Annotated in this window: 19 protein-coding genes; 8 read left to right on the top strand and 11 right to left on the bottom strand. The window is 66.6% G+C overall.

Annotated elements, in window-relative coordinates; all coding sequences use genetic code 11:
- Positions 1–108: 108 nt before the first annotated feature.
- The 6 genes from AB4Y35_RS34420 to AB4Y35_RS34395 all read right to left on the bottom strand — a co-directional run bounded on the left by AB4Y35_RS34420 (position 109) and on the right by AB4Y35_RS34395 (position 6109).
- A complete protein-coding gene (locus AB4Y35_RS34420; protein WP_368707911.1) occupies positions 109–936 on the bottom strand; it encodes a phosphodiesterase in 828 nt (275 codons plus the stop codon).
- A 22-nt stretch (positions 937–958) separates the two neighbouring features.
- Positions 959–1999: an ABC transporter ATP-binding protein gene (locus tag AB4Y35_RS34415; RefSeq protein WP_368707910.1), complete on the bottom strand. Its 1041-nt coding sequence runs from the start codon at positions 1997–1999 to the stop codon at positions 959–961.
- Positions 1996–2895: an ABC transporter permease gene (locus AB4Y35_RS34410; protein ID WP_368707985.1), complete on the bottom strand. Its 900-nt coding sequence runs from the start codon at positions 2893–2895 to the stop codon at positions 1996–1998. Before AB4Y35_RS34410 ends, AB4Y35_RS34415 begins: the two co-directional genes overlap by 4 nt.
- Positions 2896–2965: 70 nt before the next feature.
- Positions 2966–3790 (bottom strand): ABC transporter permease, encoded by an 825-nt coding sequence (locus tag AB4Y35_RS34405; RefSeq protein WP_368707909.1) that lies wholly within the window; start codon positions 3788–3790, stop codon positions 2966–2968.
- A 20-nt stretch (positions 3791–3810) separates the two neighbouring features.
- Positions 3811–4854 (bottom strand): ABC transporter substrate-binding protein, encoded by a 1044-nt coding sequence (locus AB4Y35_RS34400; RefSeq protein ID WP_368707984.1) that lies wholly within the window; start codon positions 4852–4854, stop codon positions 3811–3813.
- 187 nt (positions 4855–5041) lie between these two features.
- Positions 5042–6109 carry a LacI family DNA-binding transcriptional regulator gene (locus AB4Y35_RS34395; RefSeq protein WP_368686246.1) on the bottom strand — a complete coding sequence of 356 codons (1068 nt, stop codon included), beginning with the start codon at positions 6107–6109 and terminating at the stop codon, positions 5042–5044.
- 556 nt (positions 6110–6665) lie between these two features.
- On the opposite strand from AB4Y35_RS34395, the gene AB4Y35_RS34390 reads away from it, so the two are divergent.
- The gene (locus AB4Y35_RS34390; protein WP_368707908.1) at positions 6666–6944 is read left to right on the top strand and encodes a hypothetical protein; all 279 of its coding nucleotides are present in this window, start codon (positions 6666–6668) and stop codon (positions 6942–6944) included.
- 176 nt (positions 6945–7120) lie between these two features.
- Here the strand turns inward: AB4Y35_RS34390 and AB4Y35_RS34385 are convergent, their stop codons facing one another.
- On the bottom strand, positions 7121–7393 hold the full coding sequence (locus AB4Y35_RS34385; RefSeq protein WP_028204216.1) for a hypothetical protein: 273 nt from the start codon (positions 7391–7393) through the stop codon (positions 7121–7123).
- A gap of 468 nt (positions 7394–7861) precedes the next feature.
- Positions 7862–8110 carry a hypothetical protein gene (locus AB4Y35_RS34380; protein WP_042264780.1) on the bottom strand — a complete coding sequence of 83 codons (249 nt, stop codon included), beginning with the start codon at positions 8108–8110 and terminating at the stop codon, positions 7862–7864.
- Between the two features lie 433 nt (positions 8111–8543).
- On the opposite strand from AB4Y35_RS34380, the gene AB4Y35_RS34375 reads away from it, so the two are divergent.
- The 5 genes from AB4Y35_RS34375 to AB4Y35_RS34355 all read left to right on the top strand — a co-directional run bounded on the left by AB4Y35_RS34375 (position 8544) and on the right by AB4Y35_RS34355 (position 12271).
- A complete protein-coding gene (locus tag AB4Y35_RS34375; RefSeq protein ID WP_110388677.1) occupies positions 8544–9158 on the top strand; it encodes a glutathione S-transferase family protein in 615 nt (204 codons plus the stop codon).
- Between the two features lie 240 nt (positions 9159–9398).
- Entirely contained in the window at positions 9399–9608 is a 210-nt protein-coding gene (locus AB4Y35_RS34370; protein WP_342923660.1) for a hypothetical protein, read from the top strand.
- Positions 9609–9952: 344 nt separating this feature from the next.
- Entirely contained in the window at positions 9953–11356 is a 1404-nt protein-coding gene (locus AB4Y35_RS34365) for an FAD-containing oxidoreductase (RefSeq protein ID WP_368707907.1), read from the top strand.
- A 10-nt stretch (positions 11357–11366) separates the two neighbouring features.
- Positions 11367–11741: a cupin domain-containing protein gene (locus AB4Y35_RS34360; protein ID WP_368707906.1), complete on the top strand. Its 375-nt coding sequence runs from the start codon at positions 11367–11369 to the stop codon at positions 11739–11741.
- Between the two features lie 41 nt (positions 11742–11782).
- Complete coding sequence (locus tag AB4Y35_RS34355) at positions 11783–12271, top strand: metallophosphoesterase family protein (RefSeq protein ID WP_368707905.1); 489 nt, start codon at positions 11783–11785, stop codon at positions 12269–12271.
- Positions 12272–12339: 68 nt separating this feature from the next.
- Here AB4Y35_RS34355 and proP read toward each other — a convergent pair whose 3' ends face one another.
- From proP to argA, 3 genes are all read right to left on the bottom strand, one after another.
- Positions 12340–13797 (bottom strand): glycine betaine/L-proline transporter ProP, encoded by a 1458-nt coding sequence (gene proP, locus AB4Y35_RS34350; RefSeq protein WP_368707904.1) that lies wholly within the window; start codon positions 13795–13797, stop codon positions 12340–12342.
- Positions 13798–14452: 655 nt separating this feature from the next.
- Entirely contained in the window at positions 14453–14728 is a 276-nt protein-coding gene (locus AB4Y35_RS34345; RefSeq protein WP_028204208.1) for an oxidative damage protection protein, read from the bottom strand.
- A gap of 42 nt (positions 14729–14770) precedes the next feature.
- Entirely contained in the window at positions 14771–16162 is a 1392-nt protein-coding gene (gene argA / locus AB4Y35_RS34340) for an amino-acid N-acetyltransferase (protein WP_133181507.1), read from the bottom strand.
- Positions 16163–16185: 23 nt separating this feature from the next.
- Here argA and hrpA point away from each other — a divergent pair, with 23 nt between their 5' ends.
- Both hrpA and AB4Y35_RS34330 read left to right on the top strand, forming a co-directional pair.
- A complete protein-coding gene (hrpA, locus tag AB4Y35_RS34335; protein ID WP_368707903.1) occupies positions 16186–20787 on the top strand; it encodes an ATP-dependent RNA helicase HrpA in 4602 nt (1533 codons plus the stop codon).
- Positions 20788–20932: 145 nt separating this feature from the next.
- Positions 20933–21958, top strand: a complete 1026-nt coding sequence (locus tag AB4Y35_RS34330; RefSeq protein ID WP_368693566.1) for a beta-propeller fold lactonase family protein — start codon at positions 20933–20935, stop codon at positions 21956–21958.
- Positions 21959–21962: the final 4 nt, after the last annotated feature.

Raw genomic sequence — 21962 nt, 5'->3', positions numbered from 1 at the left:
GATGCGGGCGGCGCCCGGTGATACGAAAGGCAGGCTTCGAGCGTGCCGATCATACCGGAGCGCGCACAATCGCGCTGGCGGCCCGGGAGCGCGCCGCCAGTCGCGCTTTCAGGCAATCAGCTCGCCCGAGGGCTCGTAGAACGGATACGGGCCGTCGAAAGTATCGACATAGCCATGGTGCGTGACGATCCCGCCCTGCGGATCGTAGCGATGCAGCGCGAAGGCGGGCGGCTCCAGCGTGAAGGTGGAGGGCGCGTCGGGCGCGAGGTCGAGTGTGACCTGGTGGGCCGGCGCGGGCACCGCCGCAGCGATCGTGCCGCCGAAGCGCACGAACATGGGCCGGTGCACGTGACCGCACAGCACGCGCTCGACGTTGGGATGCTGCGACACGAGCGCTTCGAGTGCCTGCGCGGCACTGTCGTCGAGCCGGATCGCATCCATATGGCCGATGCCGCAGTCGAACGGCGGGTGATGGAGCGCGACGACCACGGGCTTGCCGCGCGCCGCGTCGAGTTGCTGCGCGAGCCACGCGAGGCGCGCCGCGCAGAGTGTGCCAGCGCTTTGCCCCGGCTGCATCGAATCGAGGGCGATCACGCGCAGCGCGCCGAGGTCAACGGCGTACTGAATGAACTCGCCGCATTCGCGCAGTTCGGGCCGATCAGCGAATACTTCGCGCAGCGGCTCGCGCGCGTCGTGGTTGCCGATCAGGAGCCAGTACGGAATCTCGAGCGTGTCGAGCAGCGTTTTGAGGTGCCGGTATTCCTCGACCGAGCCTTGGTCGACGAGGTCGCCGGTCATGAGCACGGCGTCGGGGCGCGGCGTGAGCGCGTTCAACCGCGCGATGGTACGCGCGAGGCTAGCGGCCGTATCGACGCGGCGATAGGCGAGCGCGCCCGGTGGCTTGATGTGCAGGTCGCTGATCTGGGCGAGCAGCATGGTAGTCCTCATTGAGTAAAAGTTACGCGAGCGCGATGAGCGCTTCAGGGGCGATCGAAATGCCGACCGGCGTGCCGCGCGCCAGCTCGACGCGGCCCGCCACGTCGACGAGCAGGGCATCGGGCGCCGCGCCGCCGATCGTGAGACGCGTGCGCTCGCCGAGAAAGGTCGCCTGCTCGATCACGCCGCGCAGTTGCGCGCCGACGGGGTCGGCGAGCGTGGCGTCTTCGGGGCGGAAATACAGTTCGGCGGCGCCGCTGGTCTGGGACGCGCTGGCCGGCACGGCGCCGCCGCTCGTGCGCAGCATGCCACCTTGCCATTCTCCGGCGATCCGGTTGAGCGTGCCGACGAACTGCGCGACCGCACGGCTCGCCGGCTGGAAGTAGATCTCGCGCGGCGTGCCGATCTGCTCGATGCGGCCCGCGCCCATCACGACGATGCGGTCGCCCAGCTCCATCGCCTCGGCCTGATCGTGCGTGACGTAGACCGTCGTCACGCCCAGCTCACGCAACAGCAGGTTCATCTCGCTGCGCAAGGTGTCGCGCAGGCGCGCATCGAGCGCGGTGAGCGGCTCGTCCAGCAGCAATACACGCGGGCGCGGCGCGAGCGCGCGTGCGAGCGCCACGCGCTGGCGCTGGCCGCCCGAAAGCTGGTTGATCGGCTTGGCCGCGTGCGCTTCGAGACGCATCATCGCGAGCAGCTCGTCGACGCGTGCGCGCACATCGGCGGCGGGAACGCGCTGGATCTTCAGGCCATAGCCGATGTTGCCGCGCACGTCGAGGTTCGGAAAGAGCGCGTAGTTCTGGAACACCATGCCGACCTTGCGCCGCTCGATGGGCTGCGCGGTCACGTCTTCGTCGCCAAAGGCCACGCGGCCGCCGGCGTCGGGCGTTTCCAGACCCGCGATCATGCGCAGCGTGGTGGTCTTGCCGCAGCCCGAAGGGCCGAGCAGCACGAGCGTCTCGCCTGCGCCGATCGCGAGATCGAGCGGCTCGAGCACGCGCGTGCCGCGAAACGTCTTCGCGCAGCGCGTGAGTGTGATCGGGATCGGTTCGAGTTTCATTCGGAATCCTTGTTGTTATTTTGCTGGCCTGCGAGGCGCTGCTTGCCAGAGGGCTTTCCCGAGGAGCCGGGCACGTCCACGCCGAGCCATTGCATCGCCACGAGCAGCGGCATCGTCATGACGAAGAAGAGGATCGTGTAGGCGCTGCCCACTTCGATGCGCAGCGACGCGTAAGTGTCCGCGAGGCCGACTGGCAGCGTTTTGGTGTCGGGCGTGTGCAGCATCCACGTGAGGTTGAATTCGCCGATCGAAAGCGTGAGCACCGCGAGCGCGCCCGCCACGATGCCGGGCCGCGCGTTGGGCAGCACGATGGTCGTGAAGCGTTGCCAGAAGCTCGCGCCGAGGCTGGCCGCGCCTTCTTCGAGCGTGCGCAGGTCCGCCGACGCGCACACGGCCGCCACGGGCCGCACCATGAACGGCAGGGTGAACACCACGTGGCCGACCACGATGAACGCCGCGCTCATGCGAAACGTGCTGAAGCCGCCGTACACCACGAGCAGGGCGAGCGCCGAAGCAAGGCCGGGCAGGGCCACGGGCAGCACCAGCAATTCCTCGATCAGGCGCGACAGGCGCGTGCGGCTGCGCGCGAGCGCATAGCCCGCGGGCACGCCGGTCACGAGCGTGATGACGAGCGTGGCGGCCGCCACTTCGAGCGAGAGAAAGACACTCGCGTGATACTGCGTCCAGACCTGGTCGAGCCAGCGCAGCGTGAGACCGCTCGCCACGCCGCGAAAATAGTTGACGGTCAGGCCCGCGAGGATCGACATCACCACGGGCACGATGAGAAACGCGCAGGTGGCGAGCGTGACGAGCCATTGCGCGCACGCAATCCAGGCGCGCGCCGAGGGCGCCAGGCGCCGCCGCGCGGCGGGCGGCTGGCCAGGCGCTTCGTGCATGTCTTGCGCAGCCGTTGCGGCGGGGTTGACGACCGAATTCATTCTGGAGTCCTCGAAAACCACCGCGTGCTCATGCCGTGGCCGCGACGGCCGCGCCCGTCACGCTGCGCGCGAGCGTGAGCACCGCCCACGTGACGAGTCCGAGCACGATCGAGAGGCCGGCCGCCGTGACCATGTTGGCGTTGAGCGTGAACTCGGTATAGATCGTCATCGGCAGGACGTCGATGTCGGTGGCGAGCGTGAAGGCCGTGCCGAACGCGCCCATCGCGGTCGCGAAGCAGATTGCTCCAGCGGCGACGAGGCCGGGCGCGAGCGCGGGCAGGATCACGTCGCAGAGCACGCGCCACGACGACGCGCCAAGCGATCGCGCAGCTTCTTCGAGCGAGCCGTCGAGCTGGCTTGCGCAGGCCATCACGGTCACGATCACGCGCGGGATCGAAAAGTACAGATAGCCCACGAAGAGTCCCGCCATCGAGTACGCGAACACCCAGCGTTCGCCGGTGAGCCGCAGCGAAAGCGCGCCGATGAGCCCCTGGCGGCCGGCGAGCATGATCACCATGAAGCCGACCACTACGCCGGGAAACGCCAGCGGAAACGTGAGCAGCGCGACGAGTGCGCGGCGCCCCGCAAACGTGCGCCGTGCGAGCAGAAGGCCGCAGATCGTCGAGATCACGAGCGTTGCCGCGGTCACCGCGGCGGAGAGCGCGATGGTCGCGCCAAGGCTCCTCATATAACGTCCATTCGTCAGCAGTGCGCGATAAGTCTCGACGAAGTGGCCGTCGGCGCTCACCTGCACGAGCGCGATCATCGGCAGCAGCCAGAAGGCGAGGAACACTGCGAGCGCGGGCGCGATGAGCGCCACACGCCAGCGCAGCGGAAAAGTGAGGTCATGCATGGAAGTGGTCGGCTTGGGTCTCAGTGCATGATCTGCAGATAGCGCTCGCCGAATGCCTGCTGCTGTGCCGCCATCTTCGCGAAGTCCACCGGTTTTGCGCGCGCATAGTCGCTCGCGGGCAGGAACTTCGCAGCCGCTTCCGGCGAGAGCGCGCTCGCGCGCACCGGGCGCAGGTAGGCATTGGCCCAGAGCTTCTGGCCTTCGTCGGAGAGCACGAAGTCGAGTACCTTCTTGCCGTTCGCTTCGTGCGGGCCGTTCTTCACGAGGCTCATCACGTAGGGCACCGAAATCGTGCCTTCCTTCGGGATCACGAACTCGACGTTCGCGTGGTCCTTGTACCTGGCGCGGTAGGCGTCGAAGTCGTAGTCGAGCAGGATCGGAATCTCGCCCGAAAGCACGCGCGCGTAGGCGGTTTGCTTCGGCACGATCGGCTGGTTGGCCTTGAGCTTGCCGAACCATTCGAAAGCGGGCTGGAAGTTGTCGAGCGTGCCGCCCAACGCGAGATTCACGGCCACCGCGCCTGCATAACCCACGAAGGCGCTCGACGGATCGAGGTAGCCGACCATGCCCTTGTACTCGGGCTTGAGGAGATCGGCCCACGAACGCGGCACCGGCTTGCCTTCGAGCGCGTCCTTGTTGACGAAGAAGCCGAGCGTGCCCGAATGGATGGCGAACCAGTAGCCTTGCGGGTCCTTGAGGTCGGCGGGAATGTCGTTCCAGTGCGCCGGCTTGTACGGCGTGATCACGCCCTTGTCCTTCGCCTGGAACGCGGAAGACACACCGAGGTAGACGACGTCGGCGACCGGGCTCTTCTGCTCGGCCATCAGTTGTGCGATGGATTGGCCGGAGTTTTTGTTGTCGAACGGCACGCGAATGCCGGTCTCTTTCTGGATCGCCTGGATCTGGCTCGCCCAGTCGGCCCATTCGGGCGGGCAGTTGTAGCAGATGGCGGTTTGATCGGCCTGTGCGGCAAGTGGCGCGGCAAGACCGGCTACGAGGGCGGCGGCGCTCGCGGCGAGCGGCAGCGTACGGGAGAAGCGGGGCAAGCGGGTCAGGCGCCACACGGGCGCGGCTAGCGTGCGCAGGACGGCGCGCACGGGCGCAAGCGAAAGCGGGCCGGCAAAGGCGAATCGGCTGGTCACGGCAGGTCTCCAGGTCGGTTGCGAGAGCGTTCTGGTGGATGAGGGCCGCGTGCGTGCACGGCCCGGATTGTCTGGTTGGTTTGGTTTGATCTTCAGACGCGCGATGGACTCACGAGCGCGCGCCGCCGAGTTCGAGGTCGCGGTCGATCGGGCTCCCACGTGCGCCGAGCGGCGCGTGCGCGATCGCTGCGATGGTGCCGCCCGTGCGCAAGGTGTGCGCCAGCGTATTGGCGAGCGGCCCCGCGTACTGGCCGCCGATGCGCGCCATCAGGCATTGCCACGCTTCGCAGCCGATGTCGCGATTCGGCGTGCCGATGCTCGCGAGCGGCGGCGCGAGCAGTTCGCTCATCGCGAGGCCGTCGAAGCCGAGAATCGACATGTCCTGCGGCACGCGCAGGCGGGCGCGGCGCAGTCCGCGCATCACGACCATGGCCAGCAGGTCGTTACTGCAGAAGAGGGCCGTGGGGCGCGCGGGCCCGCTCGTCAGATGCGCGAGCACCGAAGGCGCGAGCTCTTGCGCGTTGAAATCGACTTCGAGGGCCGGCGCCGGCGTGAGGCCGGCTTGCTGCATCGCGAGGGCATAGCCGGCATGGCGCTGGCGCGCGCGGTCGGAGGCGGCCAGCGTGCCGGCCAGCATGAGGATGCGGCGATGACCGTGCGCGATGAGCATGCGCACGCCGTCGCAGGCGGCCTGGTGGTTGTCCACCGACACCGACGGGCGGCGCTTCGTGTCGTTGTGCATCAGCACGTAGAGCGGGCCGTCCGCGTCGAGTTCGTCGAGCAGCGGGTGGGTGTCGGCGTCGGCGACGGTCAGGATCAGACCTTCGACACGTTGCGCACGCAACGTCTCGATCGCATGACGCTCGCGTTCCGCGTCGTACTGCGTGGTCATCAGCATGAGGCGAAAGCCCTGCGCCGCGGCCAGTTCGTCGATGCCCTGCAGGCACTCCGCGAACACCGGATTGGCGAGGGTGGGCAGCACCACGCCGATCAGACGCGTGCGCTCGCCGCGCAACTGGCGGCCGAGCGGGTTCGGGCGGAACTTCAGCGCGTCGATCGCTTCGCGCACTCGCGCGAGCGTGATGGGGTTGACGGTGTGAGGCGCGTTGATTGCGCGCGACACGGTGGCGATCGAGAATCCGGCGTGTGCGGCGACATCCTTGATGGTTGGCGTCATGCGAGCGGCCCCGGCGTCGTATGTAAACGTTTTCGATGGGGCCGATTATGAAAAACGCGTATGACCGGCAGATGACGGCTGCCGTCCCCCGTCGCGCCTTTGGGACGCGCGCCGGGCAATGGTAGAATCGCGTCCGCCCTGCCGGGGTGATGAAATTGGTAAACATAGCGGACTTAAGAAACGATTGAGTGCCCGACCGGAAACGGCCGGTGCAGAACCCCTCAAATTCGGCGAACCCCCTGGGCCTGGAAGCGCGTTGCGCGCGAGGCGCCGAGGCAACGCCGAGCCAAGCCGGCTGCCGCGCAAAGCGGCGATCAGGAAGGTGTAGAGACTAGACGGGGGGCGCCTAAGGCCAGGCGCGGCGTGAGATACGCTGCGCTGGGCGACGGCGAAGGCATAGTCCAGCGCACGAACGCGCGTCCAGGCGGGACGCGAGGCGTCGAAAGACGTGGTGTGACGAAAATCCGCCGCCTAACGGCTTGCCGGTTCGAGTCCGGTCCCCGGCACCAGATGTTGTTCCAGTGAATTGCACTGGATTCCGAGAACCCGCGATGGCTTGACGCTTCGCGGGTTTTTTATTGGCATGGCTAAATCCGTGCGGGGCGCACAAAGAGATCTGGCTACGGCGGAGGGAAAAACAGGAGAGGGCGGGAAAAACCCGCAGCAGCCGCGCAGAATGGCGGCGCGAGGATCGGTCGGGCGCTGCGCCGCAACAAGGCGCTTGCGCACTCAACGATTACCGATCTTCCCCGTCAGCGGATTGATCAGCCTTGCGAATCCGAACAATGCCGCGATGCCAAACGGGCAGGCGATGAAGAATGCGGTCAACATGTGACTCGGCCCTAAACGTAACAAAATGTATCGTCAGTTTAGCGCTGTCATGCGTTTTGAGTATCAGGGTGAACGACAACAAACTATTGCGCTATCGCGAGCAATTTCGTCTGCAACAGCGCGCTAACGGGCTGCAACGCCCGTTTGGCGCGGATGAGCGAGAAGACAGTGCGGCCCCCATCAGATGCAGTCGAAGATGACTTCTACTGTCTGGGACGTCACGCCGCGCAGGCCTTCGCTGTGGATCTCGACCGTGTGCAACTGCTTCTTCTGTTTCTCGCAGTAGTCTTCGGCTTCGCTGAGCCCGGCTGCGCGCACGTGGTTCCACGAAACCAGATCCCAGCGCGCGCGGCTCGTGACGGTGAGATGGCCATCCTGTCTCGAATTGACGGCCGTCACCGATGTGCACGCCGCCAGCATGCTGACTCCAAACAACAGGATGCAACCTTTCATAGATTCTCCGTGGTCCGCGAGCATTCTCGCCGCCAACCCGGGGCATTGGCAACCCGCGTCGGTGCGCCTTGGCGCTGGCGTCGTCGCGCGGGAGCGACCGAACCGCGCCAGCGCGGGTATCGATTTCGGGGAGTGTGGCGGCGAACTTCGCCCACCTGGCGGCCACGGGCGAGCCGGTTTCCAGCAGGCAGCGCGTGAATATTCCGGGACAGGCGCCCGGGGCGACGCCCGAGTGTGACGCGCGGCGAGGCGTTCACTTCTGGCGGGTAATCGGGGCGGCCGCGGCCAAGGTGGTCCGCGGCGGCGGGCGTGTAGCCCGGTGCAGCCGGATGATGTACGGCGTTGCGCGGGCTCGTCACGACCGCGCACCGGCGGTGGCGCCGCAAGCGAGCCTGGTAATATGCGCCGCGCCGTTGAACGGCGTCCGCGCCGCGCAACGCGCCAGGGCGGTCGCGGCGCGCAGGGCGCTCAGTCGTGGGCGATCAGGTCGCCGACTTGACCCTGGCCCGAAACGAGACAGGAAGAGAGGAAGTTTTCGCTCTGGGCGCTCGCGCCGCGTTCGCCGAAACCGCGCACGAGTGCTTCGGCCTTGACGAGTGCGGAGCCCTGGGCACAGGTAAGCGAGCCAGCCTCGTGAGCCTGCACACGTGTCATGGCACGATTCGCGAGGAGGAGTGCGAGGACGATGACAACACCAACATTGAATGCCTGTCTCATGATTTCGTCTCCTTGTGCATTGAGACTATCTCAGCCGTTCGGCGTCCGAATCCAGGAGTTTCCCGGCGATGCACTGCAGCACATGTGGCGCGCAAAAGCCCGCTTTCATGCGGTCTGCGTAATGCTTCGGCATCCTTCGCTTGCACCGCGCGCACCGCTGCGCCTTGAGCAGCGCGGCACGGTAAAAAAGCGCCGGTACGCAGGGCGGGGCGCTGCGTCGCAACAATGCCGCGCCGCGTCAGATTCGACGTCTGCTAACAAATGTAGCCCCGTTGTGCGGCGAGCCCGACGTGGCACATCGACACGGTGTGTTTTTGCACAACGCGCCGCGTCGGCATGACGTCGATCCGGGTGGGCTCAACGTGTCTTGAAATGCGATGGGGCTTCCTGCAAGATCGACGTCCGATCCCTTTTTTCTGTGCGAGGTGAACCCATGCAGTTGATCGGCATGATGGACTCCCCCTATGTGCGTCGCGTCGCGATTTCGCTCCATGTGCTCGGGCTCGAGTTCGAGCACCGCAGCATTTCGGTATTTCGGCAGTACGACGAATTTGCCCAGATCAATCCCGTCGTGAAGGCGCCGACCTTCATTGACGACGACGGCACCCAGTTGATCGACTCGACGCTGATCCTCGACTACCTGGACCGCAAAGTGCCCGCCGCGCGGCGGCTGATGCCGGAGGAGACGCAGGAGCGGACCTTCGCGCTGCGCGTGAACGGCTTCGCGCTCGCGGCCATGGAAAAGACGGTGCAGCAGGTCTATGAGCGCCAGCTGCGCCCCGCCGAGCGCCAGCACGAGCCGTGGTTCGAGCGCGTGAACGCCCAGATGCATGCCGCCTGGGCGGTGCTCGACCAGCTCGTCGCGGGCCGCGACGGCTGGCTGTGCGCGGGCCGCATCACGCAGGCCGACATCACCGCGGCAGTTGCGTGGCGTTTCAACCAGTACATGCTGCCTGGCTGCGCTGATCCCGCCCGATATCCGGCGATCGCCGCGCTTTCTGCGCGCGCCGAGACGCTGCCGGAATTCGTCGCGACGCCCCTCGACTGAAGCGCTTCCGCGCGGCCAGCATTCGTGCAAAGCACCGTGTGGCGCGGTCGCGCGCGATACCCGGCGGGCACGGCGGGCGCGCCGCCGCGCCCTCTGCCTCCGCATCCGGGTCGATTGTTTGCAATTTTCGACAAGTGACTTCGCGGGCGGCCCATTTATCCGCGCACGCTGCATTCCTAGAATGACAACCATCGAATGACCTTGCGTCAGGAGGACGCGGGGCATGCAGCGGGAGCGGTCATGAAATCCTTTATCGAACGACAGTTATATCAGCCAGCATTGGTCCTGCCGATGGTGGACCTGATGCAGTTGATGGTGTCGCACGACTTCAACATGGGGCAAGTCGGACTGATGATGGCGACGCGCGGCGCGCGCGCCGCATTCCTGCGCTCGCGCGAACTCTGGAACGCGGGCCACGGAGAATCTGCGGCCACCGATTGCGTGCACTGATTGTGTGCTGATTGCACGCGCACTGAGCTTCCCACACTCTAACGACTAAATCTCCAGTCACAGATTCACCGAACGCCTGACGCAAGCGCGCCGCGCGTTCGACGATCCCCCTGACGCGCAGCGGCTTCGCCCGTTTGCTGTTGTAGCGTCACCCTGTGAGCCGCCTCGACGTGCGAGGCGGCTCTTTTTTTGCGCGCTCGTTTCCCTCCGCAATACACACCGATGCGTACCCGATTCGCAGCATCACGCTGCGGGCGATGGCCATTCGTCGCGCGTAAGATGGCGCGATCGGCCGCCTTTCGCGACTCGCGGCTCAACTCGCGTCAACGGCAAAGGAGAGCGGCATGGCACAACGTTTCGATGCGATCGTGATCGGCACGGGGCAGAGCGGCCCGCCTCTCGCGGTGCGGCTCGGCAAGAGCGGCCGCAAGACCGCAGTGATCGAGCGCGCGTTGTTCGGCGGGACCTGCGTGAACGTGGGCTGCACGCCGACCAAGGCGTATGTCGCCTGCGCGCGTGCCGCGCACGTCGCGCGCCATGCGGCGGACTTCGGCGTGCAGATCGGCAAGGGCGCGCAGCCGGGCGACGTGCGCGTCGATCTCGCGTTCGTTAAGGCGCGCAAGGAGCGCATCATCGGGGCGTCGCGCGATGGCGTCGAGCAGTGGCTGCGCCACGCGCCAAACGTCAGCGTATTCAAGGGGCACGCGCGCTTCACGGGCGCACACACGGTGCGCGTGGCGGCGCACGATGGCGCGCAGGTCGATCTCGAAGCGCCCGAGATCTTCATCAACACGGGCACGCGCGCGCTGATTCCTGCCATTCCCGGCGTCGAGACGATCCGCTACGAGACCAACTCGACGCTGCTCGCGCTGGAGCAGCTGCCCGAGCATCTGGCGATCTGCGGCGGCAGCTACGTGGCGCTCGAATTCGCGCAGATGTTCCGCCGCTTCGGCAGCCGCGTGACGGTGCTCGTGCGCGGGCAGCGCGTGCTCGCGCGCGAGGACGAGGATTATTCGCGCGCGGTCCAGGACGTGCTCGCGCGCGAAGGCGTGGAATTTCGCTTTGGCGCAGAGCCGCGCAGCGTCGCGCCGCTCGATGGCCAGGCGGGCGTACGCATCGCGCTCGACACCGGCCCGCTCGATGTTTCGCATCTGCTCTTTGCGACCGGGCGCCTGCCGAACACGGACGATCTGGGGCTGGGCGCCGCGGGCATCGAGCGCGACGCCCATGGGCTCATCGCCGTGGACGGCCAGTTGCGCACGCGCGTCGAGGGCGTCTGGGCGCTCGGCGACGTGAATGGCCGCGGCGCGTTCACGCACACTTCATACGACGACTTTCAGATCGTCGCGGCGAATCTGCTGGACGGGAAGGCGCGCAGCGCCGACACCCGCATTCCCGCCTACGCGGTGTTCGTCGATCCGCCGCTCGCGCGCGTCGGCATGAGCGAGCGCGAGGTGCGCGAGCGCGCCAAACCCGCGCTCATCGCCACCATGCCGATGTCGCGTGTGGGCCGCGCGCGCGAACGCGGCGAGACGGACGGCTTCATGAAGGCGCTGGTGGACCCGCAGACGCAACGGATTCTCGGCGCGGCGATCTTCGGCATCGAGGGCGACGAGGCGATCCATACGTTCATCGACACGATGACGGCCGACGCGCCCTATACGACGCTGCAATACGCGATGCACATCCACCCGACCGTGAGCGAGCTGGTGCCGACCTTGCTCGACGGCCTGAAACCTCTCGAATGAGCGCATTGGCATGAACGAACCGGACACCGCCGCATTCAGCAATCTCTTCGCAGGCATCGACAGCGACGCCAGTGAGGAGCGCTTCGATACGCTCGTTTCTCGCGACGGCGTGCTCATCGAGCGCATCGTCTCCACGGGCCAGGCAAGCCCGCCGGGTTTCTGGTACGACGACGCGCGCGAGGAATGGGTGGCGCTTCTCGCCGGCGCGGCGACGCTGGAATTCGAGGACCCGGCGGAGCCGCCGCGACGCCTGCTGCCCGGCGACTATGTGCACATTCCGGCGCACTGCCGGCATCGCGTGTCGTGGACCGATCCGACGGTGCCGAGCGTGTGGCTCGCGGTGTATATCGGCGCAGCGCCTGGGGAAGGCGACGGCGAGGCGTGAGCGCGGCGATAATCGGCAGTATTCAACCGAAGCGCAACGTCATGTCCGCGAAACATCCGCTACCTCCGCTACGTATCGCCCTGGTGTCCGACACGCACAATCTGCTGCGTCCGGAGCTGCTCGCCTTCGTCGAGGGCGCGGACGCCATCGTGCATGCGGGCGACATCTGTGATCAGCGCGTGCTCGACACGCTCGCGGCCATCGCGCCGCTCACCGCCGTGCGCGGCAACAACGATCATGGCGCGTGGGCCGAGGCGTTGCCGGTGCAGACCACCGTCGCGCTGGGTCGGGTCCGGCTTGCGGTGGTCCACGAACTGCCCGACCTGCAGGGCGATCCCGCCGCCGATGGCATTGCCGTGGTCGTGAGCGGGCATTCGCACAAGCCCGCGCTCGAAACGCGCGAGGGCGTGCTGTACGCGAACCCCGGCAGCGCGGGGCCGCGCCGCTTCAAGTTGCCGATCTCGGCGGCGATGCTGACTGTCGGCCGCGACGGCGCATTGGACGTGGAGCACGTCACGCTCGTCGAATAGCCCCAAGCGGGCGCACAAGAAAAAAGGCCAGCACGAAGCTGGCCTTTTTGCGTTTCAGTGGTGCCGTATCAGGCGCGCACGGCGTTGGCGACGGCGTATTCCTCGTCGAGTTCGCGCGCGAGTCGCACGCCGCGCAGCACCGCGTGCGCTTCCGCCTTGGTGCTCACGCTCGGCGCCGAGCCCGGCAGCGGGCGGCGCGCCGTTTCATGCAGCGCCAGCACCGAGATGATGCCGATCACCGCCGCGCCCATCAGGTAGTACGCGGGCATCATGAGGTTCTGCGTGTGCTCGACGAGCCATGCCGCCACGAGCGGCGTGGTCCCGCCGAACAGCGACACCGAGACGTTGAAGCCGATGGCGAGCGCGCCATAGCGGATCGCGGTCGGGAACAGCGCCGGCAGCGCCGACGGCATCACGCCCGTGAAGCACGAGAGCAGTGCGCCGAGAATCAGGAGACCAAAAAACACCGGCACGAGCTCGCCCGTCTGGATCAGCGTGAGCGAGGGGATCGACAGCAGGATCAGGCCCACGCAGCCCGCGAGCATCACGGGCTTGCGGCCCACGGCGTCGGACAGGCGGCCGAACGCGAGCGTCATCGGCATCATCAGCACCATCACGACCAGTACGAGGAAGAGGCCGTGCGTCTCGTTGAAGTGCAGCGTCGCCGAGAGGTAGCTTGGCAGGTACGACAGCGCCATGTAGTCGGTCACGTTGAAGATCAGCACGAGACCCACGCACAACAGGAAGGGACGCAGATGCTGCGTGAGGAGCGAATGCAGCGTGAGCTTGGGGCGCGTGTGCTCTTCGGCTTCGCGCAGTTCCGCTTCGCGCTTGAACGCGGGCGTTTCCTCGAGCTTCATGCGGATATAGAGACCCACGAGGCCGAGCGGGCCCGCGATCATGAACGGCACGCGCCAGCCCCAGTCGAGCAGCTGCTGGTGCGAGAGCACAGCGGTCAGCACGGCAACCGTGCCCGCGCCGAACACATAGCCGATCAGCGTGCCGAATTCGAGGAAGCTGCCCATGAAGCCGCGGCGCTTGTCGGTGGCGAATTCGGCGATGAAGGTCGCCGCGCCGCCGTATTCGCCGCCGGTCGAGAAGCCCTGAACCAGGCGCGCCACGAGCAGCAGCGCCGGCGCTGCGATGCCGATCGACTTGTACGAGGGAATCAGGCCGATGGCGAAGGTGCCGCAGGCCATCAGGATCATCGTCATCGCGAGCACGCGCTGGCGGCCGATGCGGTCGCCGAGCGGTCCGAACACCATGCCGCCGATCGGGCGCACGAGGAACGCGGCCGCGAACGTGCCGAACGTGGCGATGAGCTGCGCCGAAGGGCTGCTCGACGGGAAGAACACCTGGCCGAGCGTGACGGCGATGTAGCTGTACACGCCGAAGTCGAACCATTCCATGGCATTGCCGAGTGCCATGGCGCCGACGGCGCGTTTGAGGAGGCTTTTATCGACGATCGTGATGTCGTCGAGGGTGAGGTCGGTCTGGGCCGACGCGCCGGAAGTGGAAGCGGTCAAGGTCTGCATCTCCAATGACTGCGACGAACCCACGTGGGCCCGCCACGGTTGCCGGAGAGTACCGTTTCGCGATAGCGGCGACATTTCGCGCACGGCACGCCACGTTGCGTCAGAGACGAGGGCGGGCCGATGGTGCATCGCACAAGGCGAGCGGCGCACGAAAGCAATGCTGAAGTGTCGCGAAACGACACTCGGACAAATTGTTGTTAACGTTGCGCCTGCGTGGCCGTGGATGGGGGGCAGGTCGCATGAGGACGCTGGACCGGCACGAGGTGCCTGGGGTTGCCTGGTCAAAGCGCCGCTGAAACGAAAAAGAAGCCCGCGTGGCGGAGCGTTCCTTTTGTCATATGCGCATTCGGGATACTGGCGTTTTGGGGTGCCGTTCCAAATGCAGTTAATGGCTAATGCCTGTTGAACGAGGCCACATGTTAGCACGATAACGGAAGATCGCGCAAACCCCGGTATCTGCGGGGATTCGGGGCGCGGGCTGGAAGCCCCATGTGGCGGGGGATTGCGCCGTTTCGATGGAACCGTTTCCGCAGCCCGGAAAGCCCATGAAGCGCATAAAAAAACCGCGCCGGGGGCGCGGTTTTTGCAGGGCAATCTGCTGCGTATGTACCGCTCAGGGACAGATCCCGGCGCGCATCGCGAGGCCTTAGCCTTCGGTCGGCGGCACGTAGCCCGAAGCCTGGTCGGCGCCTTCGCCGAAGAAGAACTTCTCGGTCTGCTTCATCAGGTACTGGCGCGCGCGCGGATCGGCCATGTTCAGGCGGTTTTCGTTGATGAGCATGGTCTGCTGCTTGAGCCACTGCTGCCATGCCTCTTTCGAAACGTTTTCGTAGATGCGCTTGCCGAGCTCGCCCGGCAGCGGCGGAAAGTCGAGACCTTCGGCTTCCTTGCCGAGCTTCGCGCATTGGATCATACGGGCCATGCTGTGCTTCTCCTGTAGTCGTATGTGTGGGTGGCGGCGCGCTCAGAGCTGTTTCATCAGCACGAGCGATTTGCGCTGCCAGTTATAGAGGCGGCGGCGGTCCTCGGGCAGGTCGTCGACCGTTGCCTTGACGAAGCCGCGCTTCAGGAACCAGTGTTCGGTGCGCGTGGTGAGCACGAAAATGCGCGTGAGGCCGCGTGCCCGTGCACGCTGCTCGATGCGGCGCAAGAGACGTTCGCCGTCGCCGGAGCCCTGTGCTTCGGGCGAGACCGTGAGGCACGCCATTTCGCCGATACGCTCCTGCGAGTACGCATAAAGCGCCGCGCAGCCGAACAGCACGCCATCGTGCTCGATCACCGAGAAGTGGTCGATGTCGCGCTCGATCTGGTGACGCCCGCGCCGCACGAGCGTGCCGTCGGTTTCGAGCGGCTCGATCAGCGTGAGAATGCCGCCGACGTCGTCCGGCGTGGCTTCGCGCAGGCTCTCCAGATTCTCGTACGAGATCATGGTGCCCACGCCATCGTGCAGGAACAGTTCGAGCAGCACGCTGCCGTCGAGCGCGTAGGGAATGATGTGCGCGCGGCCCACGCCGCCGCGGCAGGCGCGAATGGAGTGCTTCAGGTAGAAGCCCTCGTCGCCGAGCACGGTGCCGCCTTCCTGCAGCTTGTAGGCGTCGTCGAGCGACATTTCGCGGATCAGCTCGCCTTCCTCGTCGATCAGGCCCTGCGTTTCCGTGAGGAAAATGATCTTGTCGGCGCGCAGCGCGATGGCCGCCGCCGAGGCGACGTCTTCCATCGACAGATTGAACGCCTCGCCCGTGGGCGAAAAACCGAGCGGCGAGAGCAGCACGAGCTTGCGGCTCGCGAGCGAGTGGCGGATCGAATCGGCGTCGATCTTGCGCACGACGCCCGTGTGCTGGAAGTCCACGCCGTCGAGAATGCCGACCGGCCGTGCCGTCACGAAGTTGCCCGACACCACGCTGATGTGCGCGTGCGCCATCGGCGTGTTCGGCAGACCCTGGCTGATCGCGGCCTCGATGTCGAGACGCACTTCACCGGCCGCTTCCTTCGCCGATTCGAGCGCGCGGGCATTGGTGATGCGCATGCCGTGCGAGAACTCGGACTCGACGCCGTGCAGGCTCATCTGCTCTTCGACCTGCGGGCGCGAGCCGTGCACGAGCACGATCTGGATGCCCATGGCTTGCAGCAGCGCGATGTCGGCGACGAGCGCGTTGAGCAGGTTCTGGTGCACGACCTCGCCGCCGAAACCGACGACGAACGTCTTGCCCTGGAACGCGTGGATGTAGGGCGCGACCGATCGCATCCAGTCGACGAACTGCGCGTGCTGCGCCATGATCTGCGAGTCGGAATCCGCAGCGGCGGCGGAGGCCGGCGCGCTGGCGGTGGCGGGGACGAGGTCGGTTTGGGAATTCATGCCCGGGATTATAATGCGCCCCCATGTCGAATGTACCCAAAAGACCTGCCTCGGCGCAGGGCAGCAACACCCCGGCCGGGAAGGAAACGGCGCAGGACGGCGCGAAAGCGAAAAGCGCGTCGCAGAAGTATGGCGACGGGCAAAAGCTCGCGTCGACGGACAAGCTTGCCGCGCTGATGGGCGGCGGCGCGCTGGGCGGCGCGCGCGTGCAGGACAAGCGTGCGGAGCAGACGCAACCACAGCCGCAACCGCAGCCGCAACCGCAGCCTCAACAGCAGACGCCGCCGCACGCGGAGCAGCGCCCGGATCAACGCCCTGAGCAGCGAAGCGAAACGAAAGCCGGGCCGCCGTCACAATCGCCATCGCGAGGCGAACCGCGCACGGAGCGCAGCGCCGCGCAGCCGGCCAGGCCGCGCGAGGAGCGCGACGATCGACGTCCGGCGCAGCGAAACGCACCGCGAGATCGCTCCAACGAATCGCGCGAGGCGCGCCCCGAGGCGCCGCGTAATCAACCGCCGCGCGCGCAGCAGACTCCGAAGCAGGCGAGGCCGCAGAACCCGCCGAATCCGCAGCGACCCGCAAAGCCGAAATCCGAACACGCGCCGCGCGCCGGCAACGAAGGCGAGCGTGAACGTCCGCCGCGCGCCGAACGCCAGGAACGAGCGCCGCGTGCACCACGCACGAACGTCGAGCCGAACAAGGTCCCGCCGATCACGTTCCCCGAAGCGCTGCCGGTCTCCGGCCGCCGCGAAGAAATCGCGCGTGCGATCGCGCAGAATCAGGTCGTGATCGTGAGCGGCGAAACGGGCTCGGGCAAGACCACGCAGTTGCCGAAGATCGCGCTCGCGCTGGGCCGCGGCCTCGGCACGGGCGGCACGGGTTTGATCGGTCATACGCAGCCGCGCCGGATCGCGGCTTCGGCCACGGCGCGGCGCATCGCCGACGAACTCAATACCCCGTTCGGCGAAGTGGTCGGCTACAAGGTGCGCTTCACCGACAATCTCTCGCCGGGCGCTTCGGTCAAGCTCATGACCGACGGCATTCTGCTCGCGGAGACGCAAACCGATCCGCTGCTCAAGGCCTACGACACGATCATCATCGACGAGGCGCACGAGCGCAGCCTGAATATCGACTTCCTGCTCGGCTATCTGAAGGAGATTCTGCCGCGCCGGCCCGACCTCAAGCTGATCGTGACGTCGGCGACCATCGACGCCGATCGCTTCGCGCGCCACTTCGGCAGCGAGGAGCAGCCCGCGCCCGTGATCGAGGTGAGCGGGCGGCTGTATCCCGTCGAGGTGCGCTATCGCCCGGTGCAGGAAGACAGCCCGGCGGTGAAGGCCGCGCAGGGCACGACCGGCCGTGAAAAAGGCGCGAAGTCGCAACGCGACACGGATCGCGACCTGATGGAGGCGATCGTCGACGCCGTCGACGAACTCTGCCGCGAAGGCTCGGGCGACGTGCTCGTGTTCCTGCCCGGCGAGCGCGAGATTCGCGACGCCGCGGAAGCGCTGCGCAAGCATCATCCGCCGCACACGGAAATCCTGCCGCTGTTCGCGCGGCTTTCCGCGCAGGAGCAGGAGCGCGTCTTCAAGGCGTCGAACGCGCGCCGCATCGTGCTCGCGACCAATGTGGCCGAAACGTCGCTCACGGTGCCGGGCATCCGCTACGTGGTCGATACGGGCCTCGCGCGCGTGAAGCGCTATTCGTACCGCAACAAGGTCGAGCAGCTGCAGATCGAGTCGATTGCGCAGGCGGCGGCGAACCAGCGCGCGGGCCGTTGCGGGCGCGTCGCGGACGGCATCTGCATCCGGCTCTATGAGGAAGCGGATTTCATCGCGCGGCCGCGCTTTTCCGATCCCGAAATCCTGCGCTCGTCGCTCGCCGCCGTGATTCTGCGCATGAAGTCGCTGCATCTCACGGCGATCGAGACGTTCCCGTTCATCGAGCCGCCGCCGGGCCGCGCGATCGCCGACGGCTACCAGCTGCTCAACGAACTCGGCGCCGTGGACGACGACAACGCGCTCACGCCGCTCGGCCGCGAACTCGCGCGCCTGCCGCTCGATCCGCGCGTGGGCCGCATGATTCTCGGCGCACGCGACGAGCAGGCGCTGCGCGAAGTGCTGATCATCGCGAGCGCGCTTTCGGTGCAGGATCCGCGCGACCGGCCGATCGAAGCGCAGGAGCAGGCGGACCAGGCGCATCGCCGTTTTGCCGACGAGCGCTCCGAGTTTCTCCAGTGGCTCAAGATCTGGGCCTGGTTCGAAGAGGCCGTTGCGCACAAGAAGTCCAACCGGCAGCTGCTCGATGCGTGCCGCGCGAATTTCCTGTCCCACTTGCGTCTGCGCGAATGGCGCGACGTGCATTCGCAATTGCTGACGGTGGTGCGCGAGCACGGCTGGCGCATCAACGAAGCGGATGCGACCTACGAGCAGATCCATCACGCGCTGCTCACGGGCCTGCTCGGCAATATCGGCCTGAAGGCCGACGACGAGCCGCATTACCTCGGCGCGCGCGGCATCAAGTTCCATCTGTGGCCGGGCTCGGCACTCGTGAAGAAGGCGGGGCGCTGGGTGGTGGCCGCGGAACTCGTCGAGACGAGCCGCCTCTACGCGCGCTGCATCGCGAAGATCGAACCCGAGTGGCTCGAGAAGGTCGGCGCGCATCTGCTGAAGACGTCGCTCTCCGAGCCGCATTGGGAAAAACGCGCGGCGCAGGTGAGCGCGTTCGAGCGTGGCGTGCTGTATGGCCTGCCGGTCTATCAACGCCGGCGCGTGGCGTTCGGCAGGCAGGACCCGGCGCGTGCGCGCGAACTCTTCATTCGCGGCGCGCTCGTGGAAGGCGAATTCGACACGAAGCTCGCGTTCTTCGCGCACAACCGCAAGCTGCTCGCCGATATCGAGCAACTGGAACACAAGTCGCGCCGCCAGGACGTGCTGGTCGACGATGAGCTGATCTACGGCTTCTACGATCAGGCGATTCCCGAAGGCATTTACTCGGGCGCGTCGTTCGAGCGCTGGTATCGCGACGAGGTGAGGAAGGGCGGCGAGCCCGAGGACAAGCTGCGTCTGTTGTACCTCTCTCGCGACGACCTGATGCGCCACGAGGCGGCGGGCGTGACGACCGAACTGTTCCCGAAGCGCATGACGATGTCGGGCGTGGCGATGGCGCTCACGTATCACTTCGAGCCGGGCTCGCCGCGCGACGGCGTGACGCTCGCGGTGCCGCTCTACGCGCTCAACCAGGTCGATGCGCGCCGCTGCGAATGGCTCGTGCCGGGCATGCTCAAGGAGAAGGCGCAACTGCTGCTGAAGTCGCTGCCGCAGAAGCTGCGCCGCCACTGCGTGCCGTTGCCCGAGTACGCGGCCGGCTTCGCGGAGCGCGTGGGCGGCGAGCGTTTCGGCGCGGGCGGCCTGCTGGAAGCGCTGATCGCCGACGTGCGCGAGCAAAAGCAGATCGCCCTGAAGTCCGCCGACTTCAAGCTGGAGACGCTGCCCGCGCACCTCTTCATGAACTTCAAGGTGATCGACGAGCACGGTCGCCAGCTCGCGATGGGCCGCAACCTCGCGCAGCTGCGCGCGGAACTCGGCGCGCAGGCGCAGCAGCAATTCCAGAAGCTCGCGAGCGCGACGGCGCTCGCTGCGCTGGAAACGCACGCGCAGGGCGGTGAGGCACCGCAGAACGCTCAGGTCGGGCGCGATGCGCCCGGCAACGCGCCGCAGAAGAGCAATGCGCCGCACACACCCTCGCCGGGCGACGCCGCGCCTGCCACGGCGCTCTACGAAAACCTCACGACGTGGAATTTCGGCAAGCTGCCCGAGCTGCTGGAAATCCGCCGCGGCGGACAGACGCTGTTCGGCTATCCGGCGCTCGTCGATCGCGGCACGCATTGCGACGTCGAAGTGTTCGATTCGCCGGAGGAGGCCGCGCGCATCCATCGCGCCGGGCTGCGCCGGCTCTTCGCGCTGCAGCTGCGCGAGCCGATCCGCTACCTGGAGAAGAACCTGCCGGGTCTGCGCGAGATGGCGATGCAGTTCATGGCGCGCGCCACGCAGGAGGAGCTGCGCGACCAGCTGGTCGAACTCGCGCTCGACCGCGCCTGCCTGCAAGACCCGCTGCCCGACGACGACGCGAGCTTCCACGCACGCAAGGACGAAGGCCGCGGACGTCTCTCGCTGCTCGCGCAGGAAATCGCGCGTCTGGTGGGGCAGATCCTTGCCGAATATGCGTCGCTGGCGAAGAAGCTCGTGCAGGCCAAGGCCTTCGGCGCGCCAGCCGCGGACATGCAGGCGCAGGTCGACGCGCTCATCAGCAAGCGCTTCATTCTGGAGACGCCCTATGCGCAGCTCGTGCATTTCCCGCGCTATCTGAAGGGCGTCGCGCTGCGCATCGACAAGCTGCGCGCCGACCCCGCGCGCGACGCGCGCCAGGCCGCCGAATTCCAGCCGCTCGCGCAGCAGTATCAGCGCGCGCTCTCGCAGCGCGGCGGCGTGTTCGATCCGCGTCTCTCCGAATTCCGCTGGCTGCTCGAAGAGCTGCGCATCTCGCTCTTCGCGCAGGAATTGCGCACGCCGATGCCGGTCTCGGTCAAGCGTCTCCACAAGGTATGGGAATCAATGCAGCGATAAAGCGCATTGCGGGCCATAACAGTTGTTCGAATGGTTCGAAAAAGGGGCGCTTGATTGCGCCCCTTGCATATTTCAAGGGCCCTACGTCAACCTTGCGTGCGGGTAGACGTTCTACAATCACGAATCTGCCCGGGAACGATTCTTCATGCCGAACAACAACACTTTTAGCCGCGTCGCCTCCAAGGCCGCAATGTTTGCGCTCGCCTGCGCAGCGACGGTTGCCACCTTCGCCTCCACGGCCGCTTACGCGAACAACATCATCGTCCTGAATTCGGGCGAAGCCACGCTGAGCCTCATCGACGACAAGACGCACGAAGTCGTCGGCACCGTGCCCACGGGCAAGGAACCGCATCACCTCTTTCCCACGCCGGACAACACCTCGCTGATCGTCGCGAACTCGGTGTCGAACAACCTCCTGTTCGTCGATCCGAAAACCGGCAAGCCGCAGCGCTGGGTCGAAAACGTCGAAGACCCGTACCAGCTCGGCTTCTCGCCCGACCGCAAGTGGTTCGTGACCACGGGCCTGCGCCTCGACCGCCTCGACATCTACAACTACGCGGGCGGCAGCAACATCACGCTCGCCAAACGCCTGCCGCTCTCGGCCATGCCGAGCCACCTGGCGTTCACGAACGACAGCCGCACCGTGTTCGTTTCGCTGCAGGTGTCGGGCGAAATCGCCGCGGTCGATCTGCCGACGCAAAAGGTGCTCTGGAAGATGAAGGTCGGCGCCGCGCCGGCTGGCCTGTGGCTCACGCCCGGCGACAAGTACCTGCTCATCGGCATGACGGGCGCCGACTACGTGGCGGTGGTGGACTGGCGCAACCAGAAGATCGTCAAGACGATCCAGGTGGGCAAGGCCGCGCACAACTTCCGCTCGCTCGTGGACGGCCACCACGTGCTGGTGTCGAGCCGCGTGGCGAACGTCATCAGCATCATCGACGAGGACACGCTCGAAAAGACCGGCGAGATCAGCGGCCTGATGCCCGGCCCCGACGACATGGAGTTGACCGCCGACAAGCGCTACCTGTGGGTGACGTTCCGTTTCGCGAAGCACATCGGCCTCATCGACATGCAAACGAGGAAGCTCATCAAGACCATCGCCGTGGGCCGCTCGCCGCATGGCATCTACTTCTACGATCGCGCGCCCGTCACGGCGCCGAACGGGGCGTAAGGCA

Origin of the sequence: Paraburkholderia sp. EG286A, from assembly GCF_040965375.1 — a bacterium.
GTDB lineage: Bacteria > Pseudomonadota > Gammaproteobacteria > Burkholderiales > Burkholderiaceae > Paraburkholderia.
The sequence above is the reverse complement of the archived record's forward strand: the minus strand, read 5'-3'. Positions and strand labels throughout refer to the sequence as shown.